Below are 18,490 nucleotides of genomic sequence, written 5' to 3'. Positions count from 1 at the left end.
CTGTCGGGGGCGGTGCGTACGCTGTGTGCCGAGGTGACTGCATGAGCCAACTCGGCTTCGACTACGGGGTGCAGCCGAAGCGGCTGACGAAGGTGACCCCGGCCCGGCTTGCCACGTTCGACGACTGCCCCCGCCGGTACCGCCTGAGCTACCTGGACCGGCCCACGCCCAAGCGCACCGGGCCGTGGGCACACAGCACGCTGGGCGCCGTCGTGCACACGGTGCTGAAGTCGTTGTTCGACCTGCCGGCGAACCGCCGTACCCCGCAGCGGGCCGCGGCGATGGTGACCGAGCAGTGGAAGGACGGCGGGTTCGCCGACGCCGAACAGGCCGCCCGCTACCGGGCCCGGGCCAGGGAGTGGGTCAGCGACTACGTCGAGCGGCACGACCTCGGCTTCGAGCCCGCCGGGGTCGAGCGGTGGGTGTCCACGCCCGCGGGCGGGATGATCGTCGAGGGCAGGGCCGACCGCATCGACGACCGCGACGGCGAGCTGGTGATCGTCGACTACAAGACCGGGCGGCGCGAGCCCGACGAATACGAGGCGCGGGCGTCGCAGGCGCTGGCGATGTACGTCGTGGCCGCGCGCCGGACGTTGCGCAGGCCGTGCCGGCGGGTCGAGCTGCATCATCTGCCCAGCGGCACGATCGCGGCCGCCGAGCACACCGAGGAAAGCCTCGGCAGGCAGCTGCGACGGGCCGAGGAGACCGCGGGCGATATGCAGCGGGCGGTCGATACCCTGGCAGAGGACGGCGACCGCGACGAGCTGTTCCCCGCCCGGCCCGGTCCGCGCTGCTCGTGGTGCGATTTCCGGCCGAGCTGCGCCGAAGGACAGCAGGCGGCGCCTGAAGCGCGGTCGTGGCAGTTGCTGGCCCCGTGACCGGTTCCTGACGGAGGAAGGCGTGTACCAGACAGACACCGGCGAGCTACCCGTGCACGCGCCGCCCGGTGAGCCCGAGCGGCGGGGCCGCTGGTGGCGGGGCGTGTCCGGCGCCGTCGCCGCCGGGATGGCCGTGCTGGCCGTCGCCGTGGTCGGCGTGCAGGTGCTGGCCTGGACGACCGACGTCGCGGGCCCGGGCACGGCCGCCGTGATCGGTCACCCGGCGGTCGCCGTGGTGCTCCTGCTGCTGCAGCGCCTGGTCGACCGCCGCCCGCCCCGCGCCGCCGCGGTCGCGGCCGTCGCGGTCCTGCTCCTGTCCCTGGCCACCCTCTGGTTCTTCTGGTGGCTGTAGCGGCTCGGTGGCACCAAAGCTCGTGAAGGCCACCTTCATGACGTGTGACGTGGTGATGGTGGCCTTCACGTGCTTTGAGGCGTCGCCGGGGCCACACCAGCCCCACCAGCCACACCCGTAAGGCAGCAAGGGAGCTTTACTACCCTTCTTCGCTAGTAAAGCTCCCTTGCTGCACGCCTGGCGCCCGGCGTTGCCGGGCCCTGACGTGAGCGTGGTGAAGGTGGCCTTCACGTGCCGGCGGCTCCGCGCTGGCTGGCGCGGAAGCGGGCCTTCTTCTGCCGGTTCCCGCAGGTGTTCATGTCGCACCAGCGGCGGGTGCGGCTCTGGCTGGTGTCGAAGAAGGCGGCCTGGCAGGTCGGTGACGCGCACAGCGCCAGCCTGCCGTCCCGTTCACCGGACAGGATGCCGATCGCATCGGCGGCGATCACGCTGAGGGCGTCCTCCACGCTCGAAGCCGGGCTGAGCTGCCACCGCCGTTCACCCTCGGGCGTCAGGACGGCCGCGGCCCGGCCCTGAGTGCTGCGGTCGTTGATGACCCGCACGGCGGACGCGGGCAGGGCCTCCCCGGTGGCGGCCGCCGTCGCGGCGGCGTGGATCGACTCCCTCAGTTCCCGGGCGAGGTCGAGCTGGGCGGGGGTGCAGGAGTCCACGGCCAGGCCGTACACCGCCAGCCAGTCGACGAGCCGGTGCGGCACGGGAATGCGCTCCACGGCCTTGCCGCGACGCTCGGTCAGCGTCGCCGTGAAGCTGGTCGCCAGCACGGTGCCGAGGCGGAAGTCGGGGAACTCGGCCGTCATGGAACCACCTTAGCAGGTTGTCCCAGGTCGTCGCGGCCTGATAGAACCGTCTAAGCCGGTTCCATCTTGGAGGTTCCATGTCCAGCGACGTGCACGCATTCGAAGCCCACGCGACCGACGCCGACCTCGCCGAACTGCGCGCGCGACTGGCCGCGACACGGTTACCGGAGGCCGAGACGGTCGGCGGCGATCGCCGGTGGGACCAGGGCGTCCCGCTCGCCGATCTCGCCGACGTCGTGGACTACTGGCGCACCGGGTACGACTGGCGGTCGTTCGAGGAGCGCCTCAACCGGATCGGCCAGTTCCGCACGACCGTCGACGGCCTGGGAATCCACTTCCTGCACCGCCGGTCCGCCCGTGCGGACGCCACGCCGCTGATCGTGACGCACGGCTGGCCGGGCAGCGTCGCCGAGTTCGCCGACGTCGTGGACGAGCTGGCGGATCCGGCAGACCCGGACGCGCCGGCGTTCCACGTCGTGGCCCCGTCGCTGCCGGGCTTCGGCTACAGCGACAAGCCCGCCACGACCGGCTGGGGAACCGAGAAGATCGCGGCCGCGTGGGTGCAACTGATGGGCAGGCTCGGCTACCGCGAGTTCCTGGCCCACGGCGGCGACTGGGGAGGCAACATCACGACGGTCCTCGGCGGCAGGTTCCCCGAGCACGTGCTCGGCATCCACTCGACGTTCGCGGAGGGGCCGCCCGGGCTGAGCATGGACGGGCTGACGGCGGCCGAGCGCCGGTGGGCCGAGGACACCCGCCACTTCTGGCGCCACCGCGCGGCGTACGCGAAGCAGCAGGCGACCCGGCCGCAGACCATCGGCTACTCGCTGGTCGACTCACCGGCCGGGCTTCTCGCCTGGATCCTCGACAAGTTCGCCGAATGGTCGGACACCGGGGACAGCCCGTTCGAGACGATCTCCCGGGACCGGATTCTCGACGACGTCACGCTGTACTGGCTGACCCGCAGCGGCGCGTCGGCGGCCCGGATCTACTACGAGAGCCACAACTCGCTCGATCCCGGGCTCCGGGTCGACGTCCCGTCGGCGATCACCATGTATCCCCGCGACATCGAGAAGTGCCCGCACCCCTGGGCGCGGGAGCGGTACCGGCGGATCGTCCGCTGGAACGAGGCCGGACGCGGGGGCCATTTCCCGTCGCTGGAGGTGCCCGGGTACTTCGTCGAGGACCTGCGGGCGGGCCTCGCGGCCGTGCTGGCCGCGGGCCGGTGACGGTCAGAGCACCCAGGACCGCCAGACCGGGACGATGACCTTGAGCAGGGCCGCCGGGTTCTCCGTGTTGGGGGAGTGGGCGGCGCCGGGGACCAGCTCGAACCGGGCGTCCAGGCGCCGCGCCATGTCCCGCTGGGTTTCCGGCGACCAGGCGTCGTCGTTCTCGCCGGCCACCACCAGGCACGGCGCCTCGCGCGAGCGCAGCGCCGCGGCCAGCTCGCCCACCCGGTCCGGTTCCTCCCGCAGCGCCCGCGCCATGCCGAGCAGCCCGGCCGCGCTCGACGCCACGAACCGCGCCCGCAGGAACGCCTTCACCTCGGCGGGAATGCGCAGCCAGGCCTCGAACCTGGCCGAGATCTCCTCACGCAACGCGTAGGCGGGCTCCAGCCCGCCCTCCCGCAGCAGTTCCTCGCCGATGCCGAGCGCCTGGTACCGCATGCCGTCCGCCGGCAGGTGTTCCGGGCCCGTGTCCATCAGCGTCAGCCCGGCGACCGGTGCCCCGGCGAGCACGGCCGACCTGGCGACCAGGCCGCCGTAGGAGTGCCCGAGCAGCAGCACCGGCTGTCCACCGGCGGCCAGTTCGGTGACGACGTCCGCGACGACCTGCCCGAGCGCGCCGGGCAGGTAGGCCTCCTCGTCGACCGGGCCACCGGACTCGTACTGTCCGGGCAGATCCAGCGCCACCACCTGGAATCCGGCGGTCACCAGCTCGTCCAGGACCGGCGCGAAGTCCTCCTTCGAGCCGGTGTAGCCGGGCAGCAGCAACGCGATCGGCCCCCGCTCGCCGGCCCGCAGCGCAGCCAGGCCGGCCAGTTCGGTGCGTACGGCACTGTGCGGCGACAGCTGCGAGTGACCCATCGGTCCGTCCTCAGCGTAGGGCGGCGAGCGTGTCGCCGCGTTGTTCCAGCAGCACCGGGCCGAGCGGCTCCAGCCGGACCGGGCCGGGGTAACCGTGCCGGTCGACACCGATCGTGCGCAGGGTCCGCCCGCTCGCCTCGTCCACCACGGCAAGACCACCCGGGATCGGCACGACCAGCTGCGAGGCGAACGCCCGGCCCGGACCCAGCGTGCCGTTCAGTGTCCACTTCGGAGTGAGGTCCGCCTTCGACAGCGCCATCGTCTTCGAACCGGTGAACCAGTACAGGTTCTCCATGCCCTCGTCGACGACCGGCGCGCCGTGCGGCGGGTCCTGCGCGAGGTCGCCGGGCGGCAGGTCGAGCGGGTAGGCGGTGCGCTGGTTGCCCTCGGCGTCGAACAGCACCAGCACCTTCTGCTCGGGCAGCGCGACCGCCGTGGTCTTGCCCGTCATCGCCACGAGCTGTGCGCGGCGGCCCGCCAGCACCGTCGTGAAGATCTCCTCCGGGGTGTCGGCTTCCTTCGGCGTCGCCTTGAACACGCTCAGCCGGTCGGCGGGGTCGCCGGGGCAGCGTTCGATGACGCCCACCCTGCCGGACGCGGTGCCGACCGAGCCGAACACGCACCCGGTGCGGGGCTGCCGGTTCGGGTTGACGATCGCGGGCACCTCGCCGTACTCGACGCTCTTGACCAGGTCGTCACGCCAGGTGTTGAGCAGCTTCGTCCCGGTGGCGGTCACGTGCGAGTCGTCGCCGACCAGCCGCGTGCCCAGCTCGGCGTCGCCGTTGCGCTGCGCTGTGCGCTTGCCGGTGCTCGGGTCGAGCATCGTGACCTCGCTGCACTGCGTCTCCTTGCGGTAGACGGCCAGTGCCTTCGACCAGGCGCCGCCCACCGTGCACAGCGGGATGTCCCTGGCGTAGCGCCAGCGGACCTGGCCGGTGACCGGGTCCCGGCCGAGCACCTCGTTGCCCGCCCCGGTGACCACGCTGGTGTCCTCGGCCACCGGCACCGGCGTGGCCGGGCTCGGCGCCTGCCACACCTGGGTCAGCGAGGCCGGCACGCTGGTGGGCGGATCGGGCAGCGCGGGCCCGGCGTCGGCGGTCTCCGACGTCGTGTGCCGGATGTCGCTGTTCAGCCAGAGCACCGTGCCGGCCACCGCCACCACCACGACGATGGCGACGGCGACCGCCCGGTCCCTGCCGCGGTTCCACGGCGAGCGCCGGACGGTCTCCGGCGCGGCGTGCCTGCCCTCGCCGAACGTCGGCACGACGGGCGTGCGCAGCACGTCCTCGGCCAGGACGGCCGACTGGTTCGGCGCGGCGGCCGGATGTGGCCGGCGGTGCCTGCCGCCCGCGTCCTGTTCGGGCTCGGTGGGCTCGTCGTTCACACCGTCAGTCTGCCGAAGCCGGTGTTTCGCTGGAGTTGGCCGTGCCGGAACGCCTGCGACGCCGCCTCCGGGCGGGCCGCTCACCGTTCTCGCCTGCCGCGCTGTCCTGCTTGTCGCCGCCCGCGGGTGCCTCACCGGACGGCTTGCGGCCGCCCCGGGTACGGCGCCGGGGACGCCGGTTCTCGGCGTCCGGGCCGGCCTCGCTCTGGTCCTTCGCCGCCGCGTCGGCCGCCTCGATGGCCGCGGCGGCGTCGGCGCCGCCCCGGGTGCGCTTGCGGGGACGGCGGGTACGCGTGCTCGCCGAGCTCTTCGATTCCGAACGGCCCTTGCGCCCGCCCAGGTTCTCCTCCGGCTCGGCCGACAGGCCCGCGCGGGTCCGCTTGGCCAGCGGCAGCCTGCCGGTGGCGTCGGCCGGGATGCCCAGGTCGCTGAACAGGTGCTTCGAGGTGGAGTAGGTCTCGACCGGCTCCGGCTTGTCCAGGCCCAGCGTGTCCGAGATCAGCTTCCAGCGCTGCTCCTCGTCCCAGTCGACCAGCGTGATCGCCACACCGGTCTTGCCCGCGCGGCCGGTGCGGCCGATGCGGTGGACGTAGGTCTTCTCGTCCTCGGGCGTCTGGAAGTTGATGACGTGCGTGACGTCGTCGACGTCGATGCCGCGGGCCGCGACGTCGGTGGCCACCAGCACGTCGATCTTGCCGGAACGGAACGCCCGCAGTGCCTGCTCGCGGGCACCCTGGCCGAGGTCACCGTGCACGGCCGCGGCGGCGAAGCCACGCTCGGCCAGCTCGTCGGCGACCTTCTGGGCGGTGCGCTTGGTGCGGGTGAAGACCATGGTCAGCCCGCGGCCCTCGGCCTGCAGTGCCCTGGCGATCAGCTCGGTCTTGTCCAGCGCGTGGGCGCGGTAGACGAACTGGGTGGTCCGCTCGTGCACGGCGCCCGCGTCGTTCTCCTCGGCGCGGATGTGCGTCGGCCGGTTCAGGAACGTCCTGGCCAGCGTGATGATCGGCCCCGGCATGGTTGCCGAGAACAGCATGGTCTGCCGCTGCTCGGGCACCATGCCGAGAATGCGCTCGATGTCGGGAAGGAAGCCCAGGTCGAGCATCTCGTCGGCCTCGTCCAGCACCAGCGAGCGGACCTTGCCCAGCACCAGGTGCCGCTGCTCGGCGAGGTCGAGCAGGCGGCCCGGCGTGCCGATGACGACGTCGACGCCCTTGCGCAGCGCCGCGATCTGCGGCTCGTACGGGCGGCCGCCGTAGACGGCCAGCGTCCGGATGCCGAGGTGCTTGCCCGCGTCGGTGAGGTCGTGCGTGACCTGCAGGCACAGCTCCCGGGTCGGCACGACGACCAGCGCCTGCGGCGTGCCGTCGCCCGGCGTGGTGACGCGGTGCAGCAGCGGGACGCCGAAGCCCAGCGTCTTGCCCATGCCGGTGCGTGCCTGGCCGATCAGGTCGTCGCCGGCCATGGCCAGCGGCAGCGTCAGCGCCTGGATGGCGAACGTGCGCTCGATGCCCGCCTCGTTCAGTGCCCGGACGATCTCCGGGTGGACGCCGAACTCGGCGAACGTCGGCGACTCGGGCTCGACCGGGGCGTCGGCCCGCAGCGGGTGGGAGGTGTCGGTGTCGGGAAGGCCGGTCTCGCTGTGTTCCAGTTCCACGGGATCGGTTTCGGGTGTTGCGGTCAGGGCGATCGCCTCTCTCGTACCAGTGCGCACTGCCTGGTCCGGTTCTCGACACTCGACCGCTGGAATGTGGTTGGCGGGAATGCCGCGCGAGGCGTGCACACACTGTAGTCTCCGCCACGCTTCGCGTCCGGTCCCGAACGTCTGGGTCAGGGGACGCCGTGGGCGTGTTGCGGGGGATCCGTGTTGATCCACCCCGCAGTGTACAGTGCCGAGTCCCGATCACCGGTACGCCACGCTCGGCGCGTGAGGTCCGTCACCGTCGGGCCGTAGCTAGGGTGGCACTGTGACGGAACCCAGCGCACAGATCAGTGACGGCGTCGTCGACCTGCTCGGCGTGCTCGCCTACGGCGAACTGTCCGCCTTCGACCGCATGGCCGAGGACGCGCGGTCGGCGCCGACGCTGACCGGCAGGGCGGCGCTGGCCTCGATGGCGGCCGCCGAGATCGGCCACTACGACATGCTGTCACGGCACCTGGCCGCGCACGGGGTCGCCGTCGAGGACGCGATGGCGCCGTTCGTGCGCAACATCGACGCCTGGCACGCCTCGACCGCGCCGAAGTCGTGGCTGGAGTCGCTGGTCAAGGCCTACGTCGGGGACGGGCTGGCCGCCGACCTCTACCGGGAGATCGGCTCGTGGCTGGACCCGGAGACCAGGGACCTGGTGCTCGCGGTGCTCGCCGACACCGGCCACTCGGCGTTCGCCGAGCGCGAAGTCGCCGCCGCGATCGAGCGGGACCGCAAGCAGCGGGACCGGCTCGCGCTGTGGGGCCGCAGGCTGCTGGGCGAGGCGTTGACGCAGGCCCAGTACGTGGTGGCGGACCGGGACGGGCTGGCCGAGCTGATCGTGAACGGCTCGGGTGATCTGTCGGGAATCGCCGCGTTGTTCCGGCGGTTGCAGCAGGGGCACACCAAGCGGATGCAGGTGCTTGGGTTGGGCTGAGCCTCGGATAACCTGGGCTCAAGAACGCGCACTACGAACGGCGGAGGTTCACAGGTGGAGGTCAAGATCGGCATCAAGGACGCCCCGCGCGAACTCGTGGTGTCCAGCAGCCAGTCGCCCGACGAGATCGAGGCGCTGGTGGCCGACGCGGTGAAGTCCGCCGAGGGCCTGCTCAGCCTGTCCGACGACAAGGGCCGCAAGTTCCTCGTGCCCGCCGACCGGATCGCCTACGTCGAGATCGCGCCGAGCGACGTCCGCAAGGTCGGGTTCGCTGTCGGTACCTGATCCGCTACCCGGGGTGATTTATTACCTCGATCGGGTTCTTATCGTTATCCAGCGCACACTCTAAGGTCTGTCTCAGCTACGCGTTGCATCCTCCACTGGACTGGGGACAACGCGAGCGAGAAATGGGGTGTGCGGTATCACCGCCGTCGAGGCACGCCGGACCCCCAGGGTGGGCAGGCTCGCCGGGGTGGACGTCGCCAGAGGCGTCGCCGTCCTCGGCATGTACGCGACCCACGTCGGCCCCGACCCGGCCGACGGTGGGGCGGCGTCGGTGTTCCGGTTGTTCGAGGGCCGCTCGGCGGCGTTGTTCGCCGTGCTCGCCGGGGTGTCCGTCGCGTTGATGTCCGGCGGGCGGGAGCCCAAGGCCGGTGGCGGGCGCCGCCGGGTGGCGTTGCGGCTGGCGGCGCGGGCGCCGTTGCTGGTGGTGCTCGGGCTGTTCCTGACCAGCCTGGAGACCGGCTACCTGGTGATCCTGGCCTACTACGGCGCCTGTTTCGTCCTGGTGATCCCGTTCCTCGGCCTGCGGGTGCGTTCGCTGGTGGTGGCCGCGGTCGTCGGGGCGCTGGCGATGCCGCTGATCTCCTACGGCCTGCGGGTGCAGCTCGCGCCGCGGGATCTGGTGCTGCTGATGCCGGACGCGACGCCGGAGACGTTCGCCGGCTCGGGGCTCGGCTACATCCTGCTGGTGCTGCTGGTGAGCGGGACGTTCCCGGCGCTGGGGCTGATGACCTACCTGTTCGCGGGCATGGCGATCGGCAGGCTGGACCTCGGCTCGCCGGTGGTCTGCCGCAGGCTGGTGATCGGCGGCGCCGTGCTCGCCGCGGTCGCCTACACCGCGTCCTGGGTGGCCACCGACGTTCTCGGCGGCATGCGGACGATCTACGCCGCGGCGGCGCCGGCCGCCGCTGCCGCCGGGATGCCGCCGGAGGAGTTCGTCCAGCTGCACATGTACAACATCCACGGCACCCCGCCGACGACCACACCGGCGTGGCTGCTGGTCGACGTCCCGCACTCGTACACGCCGTTCGACTTCGTGGCCTGCATCGGCGTGGCGGCGGCGGTGATCGGCGGCTGCCAGCTGCTGGCGGCGCGGTTCCCGGTCGCCGTGCGGCCGCTGGCCGACCTCGGCGGGGTCATCCTGACCGCGTACGCGGCGCACTTCGTCGCCATCTGGCTGCTGTTCGGCGACGAGGAGACCTCGCCGTTCAGCCTCGCGCACTTCCTGTGGTTCGGCGGGGTGGCGCTGGTGGCGGCGATGCTGTGGAAGCGCTGGATCGGGCGGGGCCCGCTGGAGTGGCTGCTGCACGTGGTGTCCCGGCTGCCGGAGCGGCTGCTGTCCGCGGCCGCCATGCCGGTGCGCCGCCTAGCGGCCGCTGCCCGCTCGCCGAGATGACCCTCGCGCCTTCGTTCTGCCTGTCCGGCTCGCCACAAGCGGTGTCGATGCCGTGAAGGGGCCCTCACGGCACTAGGTGCCAGGGCCCCGGCAAAGCCCGGGGTGCGGCGGGGCAAGGTGGGTGGTCCCGAGCGCAGAACTCACGATGTGGATCGGGTTCTCACGTGGTGCCGGTTGCCCGTGTGAACGGTCCGTTCGCGCGAGTCGTCCGTTCCGACCGGGGTAAAGCACGTGAAGGCCACCTTCACCACGTCTCACGTAATGAAGGTGGCCTTCACGTGCTTTGACCGGCCACCGGAACCACATCAGCCACACCAGCCCCACCAGTCACAGGCGTAAGGGAGCAAGGGAGCTTTACTAGCGTCTTAGGGTAGTAAAGCTCCCTTGCTCCCACTTCGGGGCGAGCCGGGCGCGGCGGCTCAGGCGTCCAGCTGTTCCAGTTCGTCGAGGGAGGTCGGTACGGCGAACGGGGGCGTGCTGGTGCCCATGATCCGGTAGCGGTCCCAGGTGTCGGGGTCGGAGATCTCGCCGTCGGCGGCGCCCTCCGGGGTGGTGATCCGCGCGGGCCGCTTCTTGCCGCCTGCCAGCGCGGACAGCTGCTCGTTCGCCGCGATCCGGCCGTACCAGCGGTAGTAGCCGTCGATCGGCTGGAAGTGACCGCGCAGCTCGACCTCGACCGTCAGCTCGGTGCCGTCGACGGACAGCGTCGCGGGCCCGGCGTAGCCGTCCTCGTCGTGCTCGTGCTCGCTCATGTCTCACTCCCGGTTCGCTTCAGCTTGATGACCTTGTTCTCGTCGAGCGGGACGTTCGGGTCGATCACCACGCCCTGCCTGCGCAACAGCCCGTCGATGGCGGCCCAGATCAGCTGGGTCAGGTACTCGACGACGCTGTCCCGGCTCATCGACTGACGCTCCAGCCACCACTCGCCGGTGTTCTGCACCAGTCCGACCACCCCGTACGACCACGGCTCGGCCGCGCCGGAGTCCATGTCGAACCGCCGCATGTAGTCCCCGAGCAGCGCGCTCAGCGCGTTGGCGATGAGTTCCTTGTCCTCGGCGACGACGTCGGACTCGATCGGCTTATCGGCGAACTTGGCCCGCACGAGCAGCCGGTACAGGTTCGGGTGCTCCTCGATGACGCCGAAGTAGGCGTCGACGGCCATCCGGATCCGCGGCAGCGGCGCCAGCTCGGCGTTGATCGCGGGCATCAGCCGGTTCAGCAGCATGTCCGTCCCGCGCTGGCCCAGCGCGAGGAACAGGTCGGCCTTGTCGTCGAAGTGCCGGTACAGCACCGGTTTCGTGACACCGGCCTCCGCGGCGACGTCCTCCATGCCCAGGTCGGGCCCGTGCTTGGCGAGCGCACGCAGCGCCGCCTCGACGAACTCCGCCCTGCGGGCGATCCGGTGCTTACGCCAGCGGTCCCTCCTGGCATCTCCCGCTGGCTCTTCCGTCTGCTTGCTGCGCTTGACACGGCCGACCATGGACCGCATGCTACCAGAGGTAACTGTTACCAATGGTTACAGAGACTTGGCTCACGAAAGGGGTGGTCGGCAATGACGCGGACCCTGAAGGCCGACGGCAGCAGGGAAAAGACCGCGGAGCGGCTGCTCAAGTCATCCGCCGGCAAGTTCTACGACCCCGAGGTGGACATCGACTGGGAAGCGCCGCTCGTCGAGGGTAAGCACTTCATCCCGGAACACCGGTCCACCCTCTACGGCACCCATCTGTGGGACCGGCTGACGCCGGAGCAGCGCATCGAACTGGGCAAGCACGAGGTGGCCAGCGTCGCCACCAACGGCATCTGGTTCGAGGTGCTGCTGATGCAGATGCTGCTCAAGGAGGTCTACAAGGCCGATCCGACGTCCAGCCACGCCCAGTACGCGCTGACCGAGATCGCCGACGAGTGCCGCCACTCCACGATGTTCGCGCGGATGGCCGAGCGCATCGGCTGCCCTGCCTACGGCCCGGTGAAGTGGCGCCGCAGGCTCGGCAAGATCCTGCCGATCATCGGCTACGGCCCCGCACTCTACGGCTCGATCCTCGTCGCCGAGGAGGTCCTCGACCGGCTGCAGCGTGAGCAGATGAACGACCCGGAGATCCAGCCGCTGGTGCGCATGGTCAACCGGATCCACGTGCTGGAGGAGGCGCGGCACGTCACGTTCGCCCGCGAGGAGGTCACCCGCGGGATGGCGAAGCTGAACAAGGCCGAGCTGGCCTACCAGCGGCTGCTGATCGCCATCGTGTCGCACGAGGTGGTGCACAGCCTGGTCAACCCGCGGGTCTACCGGGCGGTCGGCCTGGACCCGCGCGAGGCCTACCAGGTGGCGATCAACAACCCGCACTGGAAGGACACCCTGCGCTACGCCGGTGAGCGGATCATGCCGTTCCTCCAGGAGGCCGGTCTGGTCGGCGGGCCGGGCATGTACTTCTGGCGCAAGGCTCACCTGGTCCCGGCGGCATGACCGCCGTGGCGACGGCGCCTGCGCACAGCAGGGGTGTGCGCAGGCGCCACAGCGTGTTCACCGTCGCCGACGGCACCCGGCTCACCGTGGTGGAGTCCGGGTCCGGGCCCGCCACGGTGGTTCTCGTGCACGGCTGGACGCAGGACCACACCTGCTGGGACCCGGTGGTGCGGCGGCTGGAGGGCGTGCGTGTCCTGCGCTACGACCACCGCGGCCACGGCACGTCCGACCCGGCGAAACCGGGAACGGCCACCATCGAGCAGATCGCCGACGATCTGGCCGAACTGCTCGCCGACCGGGTTCCGGACGGCCCGCTCGTGCTGGCCGGTCACTCGATGGGCGGCATGACGATCATGGCGCTCGCGCAGCGGCATCCCGAGCTGGTCGAGCGGCGGGTGTCCGGCGTCGCGTTCGTCGGCACGTCGTCCGGGCAGATGGACCGCCTCACGCTGGGCCTGCCCGGCGTGGCCGGCCGCGCCGCGCCCCGCGTCGAGCGGATGATCCACGTCCTGCTGGAACGGCGCCGCAAGGACACCCTGCCGGGCAGCCCGGCGTTCCTGGCACCGTTCACCCGGTGGCTGGTGTTCGGCCGCCGCGCCGCGCGGGCCGACGTGCTCGCCGTCGCCGCGCAGGCGCTGCGCGGGCATCCGAACAGCCTGGCCGGCTTCCGCACGTCGATCGCCCAGCACGACCGCAAGGTCGTACTGGGGTCGCTGCGAGGCAAGCCCACGGTCGTGCTCGCCGGCGACCGGGACCGGCTGTGCCCGCTGGCGCACGCGAAGGTGATCGCCGGGGAACTGCCGGACGCGGTGTTCGTCCGCTACCCGGGCGCCGGGCACATGCTCAGCTACGAGCGGCCGGGCGAGGTCGCCGCCCGCATCGCCGGCGTCGTTCAGCTCTGCGGCTGACCCGGCGGGTTCTGCAGCGGGAAGCCACCGCCGATACCGCGCCACGCCAGCGTGGCGGTCAGGTCGACGGCTTCCTCCTTGCTCAGCGCGCTGTGGTGGGCCAGCCAGAAACGGGCGCTGACCTGGCTCAGCCCGACCAGCCCGACGGCCAGCAGCCGTGCCTTGTCCTCGTCGAGCCCGGCGTCGGCGGTGATCGTCTCGGTGATCGCGTCGACGCTGGCCGACGTGGCCCGGTCCACGGCCTGCTGCACGGCCGGCTCGCCGCGCAGGTCCGACTCGAACACCATCCGGAACGCGCCGGCGTCACCGTTGACGAAGTCGAAGAACGCGCCGACCGTCGCCGGGACGCGCTGCTTGTTGTCCGTGGTGGACGCGAGTGCCTCGCGGACCCGGCGGACCAGCTCGTCGACGTGGCTCTCCAGCAGCGCGATGTAGAGATCGAGCTTGCCGGGGAAGTGCTGGTACAGCACCGGTTTGCTGACACCGGCCTGCTCGGCGATCTCGTCCATGGCCGCCGCGTGGTAACCGTTGGCGGCGAAGACGCGCTGGGCGGCGGCCAGCAGCTGTGCCCGCCGTTCGGTCCTCGGCAGCCGCACACCCCGGCCGACCTGCGCCGCTTCCGTCATCCGTCCTCCCACATCTGCTCCACCGCGAACCCCGGGATGGCCGTGCTCGCGGTTGGTACGACATTACTCGTCGGTAGAGCCAGAACGCCATGCGTGGGGCATCCTTGGGGAGTGACTGCGACCGCCTCTTCCCGGGGACCAGCGCTGTCGGAGACGCCGCTGCCACCCCTCGACGGTACGGCCAAGCCGTGGCCGGGCACGCACGAGGTGCTCGGCGGAGTTCGCCTGCACGTGCGCCGCACGCCCGGGCCCGGTGGCGTGCGGGTGGTCTACGTGCACGGCCTCGGTGGCTCGTCCACCAACTGGACCGACCTGGCGGCCCTGCTCGCGCCGTTCGCCGGCGGGGTGGCCCTGGACCTGCCCGGGTTCGGTTTCTCCGAGCCACGCGAGGGCTTCGATTTCAGCCTCGCCGCCCACGCCGCGGTGGTCGCGGACGCGCTCGGCGACCTGGCCGACGGTCCCGTGCATCTCGTCGGCAACTCGATGGGCGGCGCGATCGCACTGCTCGTCGCCGCGCGGCGGCCCGAGCTGGTCCGCACGCTCACGCTGATCTCGCCCGCCATGCCGGACCTGCGGCCGCACCCGGGCAGGCTGTCCGACCCGCGGATGGCGCTGGCCTACCTGCCACTGGTCGGTGGCCGGATCCGGCGTCAGCTGGCCGCCATGGGCGCGCGCGAGCGGGCCCGGCAGGTGATCGCACTGTGCTACGCCGACCCGGGCGCGTTCCCCGAGCACCGGCTGGAGGAACTCACCGAGGAACACGGCGCGCGGGCGAGCCTGGCGTGGGCGGGTCCGGCGATGGGCCGGACCACGTTCGGCATCCTGCGGGCCTGGCTGGCGCGGGGACCGGCGTCGCTGTGGAACGTCGCGCCGCTGGTGCGGGCGCCGTCGCTGGTGGTGTGGGGCGAGCAGGACCGGGTGATCTCGGTGCGCAGGGCCGTGCGAACGGCCCGTTCGCTGCCGGACGCGCGGCTGCTGGTCCTGCCGCGAACCGGGCATGTCGCTCAGATGGAGCAGCCGGTCACGGTCGCCCAGGCGGTGCTGGGTATGTGGGAGGGCGTCGACGCCGGGACGTGGTGAGCCGTTCGGGTGAGTGCAATCAGTCCATGATGCGCCAGTCGCCCGCCGGATAACGTTTTGGATATGGCACCCTGGGTGCGTGGTTGATCGGGCGACGTACAACGCGCGAAGCGGACGGGACCGGGCCGCCGGTTCGTCGTCCGCGCGTCGTTCCCCGCACACCACGCAGAGCCGGGCGTCCCATCTGCAGGGCGACCGCCCGCGCCGGACCACCGCCAGGGCGGGCGACGACCGCTACCGCCCGGGCAGCCGCCGCACGGCCGCGGAGCCGCTGACGGCGTCCTGGCAGCCGACCATCGACGACGACGAGGACGACCGCCCGCGCAAGCGGGGGCGCCTCGCCCGGATGGCCAAGACCTACGGCTGGCGCGTGTACGCGCTGCCGGTCCTGCTGGTGATCACCGGGCTGGTCGTGTTCGACACCGCCACCAAGGAGCCGGAGACCCAGCAGATCGCACAGGAGCAGGCCAGCGGATCGGACGGTTCCGGCGGCGCCGGTGACGCCCCGATCGGCGGCGAGATCGCCGCGCAGCCGGTCAAGCTGGACATCCCGACCGCCGAGCTGCCCGCCGGTGGCGAGTACCCGGACGCGGGCAAGGGCACCTGGCACGTCGTGCCGGTGCCGAAGGACCGGGGCAAGCGGGCCGGTACCGGCGGCAAGCTGTTCACCTACTCGGTGACCGTCGAGGACGGCATCGACCCGAGCGTCTACCAGGGCGACGACCTGTACGCCAACGTCGTGGAGAACACCCTGCGCGACCCGCGCAGCTGGACCGGCTCCGGCGAGCTGAGCCTGCAGCGGGTCGACAACAGCGCGCCCGAGCCGGACTTCACCGTCGCGCTGACCAGCCCCGCGACGACGAAGAAGATCTGCGGCTCGTCCATTCCGTACGAGGCGTCCTGCCGCAAGGGCGACACCAAGCAGGTGGTCATCAACCTGGCCCGCTGGGTGCGGGGTGCCAAGGCGTTCAACGGCCAGATCGGCATCTACCGCGAGTACGCCATCAACCACGAGGTCGGGCACGCGCTGGGGCACGGGCACGTCGGCTGCGAGACCAACGGCGCGCTGGCGCCGGTGATGATGCAGCAGTCGTTCGGGGTCGCCAACAACTACGTGGCGCAGCTGAACAACGTGCCCGGCGGCGACCGCAACAGCGTCCCCGCCGACGGCAAGGTCTGCACCGTCAACGGCTGGCCCAACCCGCAGGGCCAGGCCGGCTGATCGTCCCGCCATGTGGACCCGGGAAGACGGCGCCCGCGCGGTGCGTTAGGCAATAGCGAAGGCACCACCCTCGGATGGAGGATCCCGATGTCAGCCAGCCTGCCGCCGCTCGTCGAGCCGGCCGCCGAGCTCACCAAGGACGAGGTGGCGCGGTACAGCCGGCACCTCATCATCCCGGACGTCGGGATGGACGGGCAGAAGCGGTTGAAGAACGCCAAGGTGCTGGTCGTCGGCGCCGGCGGGCTCGGTAGCCCGGCGCTGCTCTACCTGGCCGCCGCCGGGGTCGGCACGCTCGGCATCGTCGACTTCGACACCGTGGACGAGTCGAACCTGCAGCGGCAGGTGATCCACGGGCAGTCCGACGTCGGCAAGCTGAAGGCCGCGTCGGCGCAGGAGTCGATCGCCGAGGTGAACCCGCACGTCAAAGTGCACCTGCACACCGAGCAGCTGACCAGCGTCAACGCGCTGGACATCTTCCGCGGGTACGACCTGATCCTGGACGGCACCGACAACTTCGCCACCCGCTACCTGGTCAACGACGCCGCCGTGCTGCTGGGTAAGCCGTACGTGTGGGGGTCGATCTTCCGGTTCGAGGGCCAGGTCAGCGTGTTCTGGGAGGACGCGCCGGACGGCCGTGGCCTGAACTACCGCGACCTCTACCCCGAGCCGCCGCCTCCCGGCATGGTCCCGTCCTGTGCGGAGGGCGGCGTGCTGGGCGTGCTGTGCGCGTCGATCGGCTCGATCATGGTCAACGAGGCGATCAAGCTGATCACCGGCATCGGCGAGCCGCTGCTGGGCAGGCTCATCACCTACGACGCGCTGGAGATGCGGTACCGCGAGGTCAAGATCCGCAAGGACCCGGACACGCCGAAGATCACCGAGCTGATCGACTACGAGGCGTTCTGCGGTGTGGTGTCCGACGACGCCCAGAAGGCGGCGAGCGGGCACACGATCACGCCCGGCGAGCTGAAGGCCAAGTTCGACGCCGGTGACAACTTCGAGCTGATCGACGTCCGTGAGCCGCACGAGTACGAGATCGTCAGCATCAAGGGTGCCAAGCTGATCCCGAAGGACCGGATCCTGTCCGGTGAGGCGCTGGCCGAGCTGCCGCAGGATAAGCCGATCGTGCTGCACTGCAAGTCCGGCGCCCGGTCCGCCGAGGCCCTGGCCGCGCTGCACCAGGCCGGCTTCGCTGACGCCACCCACCTCGGCGGCGGCGTCCTCGCCTGGGCCCGCCAGATCGACCCGAGCCTGCCCACCTACTGACCGCCCGGAAAGCGGAGCAAGGGAGCTTTACTAGCGAAGAAGGGTAGTAAAGCTCCCTTGCTCCCTTACGGGAGTGACTGGTGGGACTGATGTGACGGCAGTGACGCGACGGTCGCCGAATGTGAGCCTGCGTGACGGTGGTGGGCGCTACCGTGCTGGACGTGACCCCGAGACGCGAGCCGCCGCCCGAGCACGTGTGTTCCGCATTCGGTGGACGGGCGGCGGACGTGGAGCCACTGCCGGGCAGCGACACGGCGTGGCGCTGCGATTCGGTCGTCCTCAGGCGGGTCACCGACCGGGCCCGCGCGCTGTGGACGGCGCGGACACTGGACAGCGTCAACGTGCCGGATCTGCGGATCGCCAAACCCGTCCGGTCCACCGACGGCCGGTGGATCGTCGCGGGCTGGTCGGCGAACCGGTATCTCAGCGGCACGCCGGAGCACCGTCCGGACGAGGTGGTGCTGGCCGCGGTCAAGCTGCACCAGGCGACGGCCGAGGTGGCCGCGCCGGACTTCCTCACCGGCCGCACCGACGTCTACGCCCGCGCCGACCGCATCGCCTGGGACCACGACGAGGTGGACCTGGACGAGAACCGCGGCGGCCGCTGGTTCGAGGTCCTCGCCGGCGCACGCAGGCCGGTCGCCCAGCCCAGCCAGGTCGTGCACGGCGACCTGTTCGGCACGGTCCTGTTCGACGGCGACGCCCCGCCGGGCATCGTCGACTTCCCGCCGTTCCACCGTCCCGCCGAGTGGGGCGCGGCCATCGCCGCCGTCGACGCGGTGACCTGGGGCGGTGCCGACGCGGGCCTGCTCGCCCGCTGGGCGCACCTGCCGGAATGGCCGCAGATGCTGCTGCGCGCCATGCTCTACCGGCTGGCCGTCAACGCACTCGACCCCCGATCCACCCCCGCGGCGCTCGACGCCCTGCGAGCCACGGCGCGCGAGGTCAGCGCCCTGTTGTAGGAGCACGCCGTGACGGCCCGGCGCCCTCACCGCGACGCGCCCGCATTGCCGGAGCAATGTCAAACGCCTGAAACATTCCGGCACACCCGAGTAACACTCGCTGCTTAGTTTCGGGAACGTCCCCGCCGAAAGGACGTGCCCGTGACGCCCAGCCAGTGCCCCTACTGC

At 71.5% G+C, this 18,490-nt stretch carries 19 protein-coding genes; 12 read left to right on the top strand and 7 right to left on the bottom strand.

Features of this window, described 5'->3' with window-relative positions; translation table 11 throughout:
• Positions 1-41: 41 nt before the first annotated feature.
• Both EWH70_RS16925 and EWH70_RS16920 read left to right on the top strand, forming a co-directional pair.
• Positions 42-878: a RecB family exonuclease gene (locus EWH70_RS16925; RefSeq protein WP_130476384.1), complete on the top strand. Its 837-nt coding sequence runs from the start codon at positions 42-44 to the stop codon at positions 876-878.
• Positions 879-900: 22 nt separating this feature from the next.
• Positions 901-1,230: a hypothetical protein gene (locus tag EWH70_RS16920; RefSeq protein ID WP_130476383.1), complete on the top strand. Its 330-nt coding sequence runs from the start codon at positions 901-903 to the stop codon at positions 1,228-1,230.
• 227 nt (positions 1,231-1,457) lie between these two features.
• Here the strand turns inward: EWH70_RS16920 and EWH70_RS16915 are convergent, their stop codons facing one another.
• A complete protein-coding gene (locus EWH70_RS16915) occupies positions 1,458-2,027 on the bottom strand; it encodes a CGNR zinc finger domain-containing protein (protein ID WP_130476382.1) in 570 nt (189 codons plus the stop codon).
• Between the two features lie 77 nt (positions 2,028-2,104).
• Here EWH70_RS16915 and EWH70_RS16910 point away from each other — a divergent pair, with 77 nt between their 5' ends.
• Positions 2,105-3,256 carry an epoxide hydrolase family protein gene (locus EWH70_RS16910; RefSeq protein WP_130476381.1) on the top strand — a complete coding sequence of 384 codons (1,152 nt, stop codon included), beginning with the start codon at positions 2,105-2,107 and terminating at the stop codon, positions 3,254-3,256.
• A gap of 3 nt (positions 3,257-3,259) precedes the next feature.
• Here EWH70_RS16910 and EWH70_RS16905 read toward each other — a convergent pair whose 3' ends face one another.
• Genes EWH70_RS16905 through EWH70_RS16895 form a run of 3 tightly spaced genes read right to left on the bottom strand, consistent with a single transcriptional unit; the run spans position 3,260 to position 7,152 of the window.
• Positions 3,260-4,114, bottom strand: a complete 855-nt coding sequence (locus tag EWH70_RS16905) for an alpha/beta fold hydrolase (protein ID WP_130476380.1) — start codon at positions 4,112-4,114, stop codon at positions 3,260-3,262.
• Positions 4,115-4,124: 10 nt separating this feature from the next.
• The gene (locus EWH70_RS16900) at positions 4,125-5,498 is read right to left on the bottom strand and encodes an Rv3212 family protein (protein WP_130476379.1); all 1,374 of its coding nucleotides are present in this window, start codon (positions 5,496-5,498) and stop codon (positions 4,125-4,127) included.
• Between the two features lie 4 nt (positions 5,499-5,502).
• Complete coding sequence (locus EWH70_RS16895; RefSeq protein WP_165436302.1) at positions 5,503-7,152, bottom strand: DEAD/DEAH box helicase; 1,650 nt, start codon at positions 7,150-7,152, stop codon at positions 5,503-5,505.
• Positions 7,153-7,462: 310 nt separating this feature from the next.
• Between EWH70_RS16895 and EWH70_RS16890 the strand changes: the two genes are divergently transcribed.
• The 3 genes from EWH70_RS16890 (at position 7,463) to EWH70_RS16880 (ending at position 9,797) form a co-directional block, all read left to right on the top strand.
• The gene (locus tag EWH70_RS16890; RefSeq protein WP_130476378.1) at positions 7,463-8,119 is read left to right on the top strand and encodes a ferritin-like fold-containing protein; all 657 of its coding nucleotides are present in this window, start codon (positions 7,463-7,465) and stop codon (positions 8,117-8,119) included.
• Positions 8,120-8,173: 54 nt separating this feature from the next.
• Positions 8,174-8,404: a DUF3107 domain-containing protein gene (locus tag EWH70_RS16885; protein WP_130476377.1), complete on the top strand. Its 231-nt coding sequence runs from the start codon at positions 8,174-8,176 to the stop codon at positions 8,402-8,404.
• A gap of 127 nt (positions 8,405-8,531) precedes the next feature.
• Positions 8,532-9,797, top strand: a complete 1,266-nt coding sequence (locus tag EWH70_RS16880; RefSeq protein ID WP_240687028.1) for a heparan-alpha-glucosaminide N-acetyltransferase domain-containing protein — start codon at positions 8,532-8,534, stop codon at positions 9,795-9,797.
• Positions 9,798-10,216: 419 nt separating this feature from the next.
• On the opposite strand, the gene EWH70_RS16875 is transcribed toward EWH70_RS16880, so the two are convergent.
• Both EWH70_RS16875 and EWH70_RS16870 read right to left on the bottom strand, forming a co-directional pair.
• Positions 10,217-10,549: a DUF4873 domain-containing protein gene (locus tag EWH70_RS16875; protein ID WP_130476376.1), complete on the bottom strand. Its 333-nt coding sequence runs from the start codon at positions 10,547-10,549 to the stop codon at positions 10,217-10,219.
• On the bottom strand, positions 10,546-11,286 hold the full coding sequence (locus tag EWH70_RS16870) for a TetR/AcrR family transcriptional regulator (RefSeq protein ID WP_130476375.1): 741 nt from the start codon (positions 11,284-11,286) through the stop codon (positions 10,546-10,548). The genes EWH70_RS16875 and EWH70_RS16870 overlap by 4 nt, the downstream gene beginning before the upstream one ends.
• Positions 11,287-11,349: 63 nt before the next feature.
• Here EWH70_RS16870 and EWH70_RS16865 point away from each other — a divergent pair, with 63 nt between their 5' ends.
• The gene (locus EWH70_RS16865; RefSeq protein WP_130476374.1) at positions 11,350-12,258 is read left to right on the top strand and encodes an AurF N-oxygenase family protein; all 909 of its coding nucleotides are present in this window, start codon (positions 11,350-11,352) and stop codon (positions 12,256-12,258) included.
• The gene (locus EWH70_RS16860) at positions 12,255-13,166 is read left to right on the top strand and encodes an alpha/beta fold hydrolase (RefSeq protein WP_130476373.1); all 912 of its coding nucleotides are present in this window, start codon (positions 12,255-12,257) and stop codon (positions 13,164-13,166) included. Before EWH70_RS16865 ends, EWH70_RS16860 begins: the two co-directional genes overlap by 4 nt.
• Here EWH70_RS16860 and EWH70_RS16855 read toward each other — a convergent pair.
• The gene (locus tag EWH70_RS16855) at positions 13,151-13,792 is read right to left on the bottom strand and encodes a TetR/AcrR family transcriptional regulator (RefSeq protein WP_130476372.1); all 642 of its coding nucleotides are present in this window, start codon (positions 13,790-13,792) and stop codon (positions 13,151-13,153) included. The genes EWH70_RS16860 and EWH70_RS16855 overlap by 16 nt on opposite strands.
• Positions 13,793-13,903: 111 nt before the next feature.
• Between EWH70_RS16855 and EWH70_RS16850 the strand changes: the two genes are divergently transcribed.
• The 4 genes from EWH70_RS16850 (at position 13,904) to EWH70_RS16835 (ending at position 18,322) form a co-directional block, all read left to right on the top strand.
• Positions 13,904-14,872: an alpha/beta fold hydrolase gene (locus EWH70_RS16850; RefSeq protein ID WP_240687027.1), complete on the top strand. Its 969-nt coding sequence runs from the start codon at positions 13,904-13,906 to the stop codon at positions 14,870-14,872.
• Positions 14,873-14,951: 79 nt separating this feature from the next.
• Positions 14,952-16,094, top strand: a complete 1,143-nt coding sequence (locus EWH70_RS16845) for a DUF3152 domain-containing protein (RefSeq protein WP_130476370.1) — start codon at positions 14,952-14,954, stop codon at positions 16,092-16,094.
• 87 nt (positions 16,095-16,181) lie between these two features.
• The gene (gene moeZ / locus EWH70_RS16840) at positions 16,182-17,360 is read left to right on the top strand and encodes an adenylyltransferase/sulfurtransferase MoeZ (protein ID WP_130476369.1); all 1,179 of its coding nucleotides are present in this window, start codon (positions 16,182-16,184) and stop codon (positions 17,358-17,360) included.
• Between the two features lie 161 nt (positions 17,361-17,521).
• On the top strand, positions 17,522-18,322 hold the full coding sequence (locus EWH70_RS16835; protein ID WP_130476368.1) for a TIGR02569 family protein: 801 nt from the start codon (positions 17,522-17,524) through the stop codon (positions 18,320-18,322).
• The last annotated feature ends 168 nt before the right edge of the window (positions 18,323-18,490 follow it).

Source organism: Amycolatopsis suaedae, from assembly GCF_004214935.1.
GTDB lineage: Bacteria > Actinomycetota > Actinomycetes > Mycobacteriales > Pseudonocardiaceae > Amycolatopsis > Amycolatopsis suaedae.
Note: the sequence above shows the minus strand (reverse complement) of the source record. Positions and strands in the feature narration are given on the sequence as shown.

Bases quoted from the DNA above. Each gene is read 5' to 3' on its own strand.
- EWH70_RS16860 (WP_130476373.1), top strand. From the start codon at position 12,255: ATGACCGCCGTGGCGACGGCGCCTGCGCACAGCAGGGGTGTGCGCAGG.
- moeZ (WP_130476369.1), top strand. From the start codon at position 16,182: ATGTCAGCCAGCCTGCCGCCGCTCGTCGAGCCGGCCGCCGAGCTCACC.
- EWH70_RS16905 (WP_130476380.1), bottom strand. From the start codon at position 4,114: ATGGGTCACTCGCAGCTGTCGCCGCACAGTGCCGTACGCACCGAACTG.
- EWH70_RS16915 (WP_130476382.1), bottom strand. From the start codon at position 2,027: ATGACGGCCGAGTTCCCCGACTTCCGCCTCGGCACCGTGCTGGCGACC.
- EWH70_RS16875 (WP_130476376.1), bottom strand. From the start codon at position 10,549: ATGAGCGAGCACGAGCACGACGAGGACGGCTACGCCGGGCCCGCGACG.
- EWH70_RS16910 (WP_130476381.1), top strand. From the start codon at position 2,105: ATGTCCAGCGACGTGCACGCATTCGAAGCCCACGCGACCGACGCCGAC.
- EWH70_RS16925 (WP_130476384.1), top strand. From the start codon at position 42: ATGAGCCAACTCGGCTTCGACTACGGGGTGCAGCCGAAGCGGCTGACG.
- EWH70_RS16870 (WP_130476375.1), bottom strand. From the start codon at position 11,286: ATGCGGTCCATGGTCGGCCGTGTCAAGCGCAGCAAGCAGACGGAAGAG.
- EWH70_RS16855 (WP_130476372.1), bottom strand. From the start codon at position 13,792: ATGACGGAAGCGGCGCAGGTCGGCCGGGGTGTGCGGCTGCCGAGGACC.
- EWH70_RS16865 (WP_130476374.1), top strand. From the start codon at position 11,350: ATGACGCGGACCCTGAAGGCCGACGGCAGCAGGGAAAAGACCGCGGAG.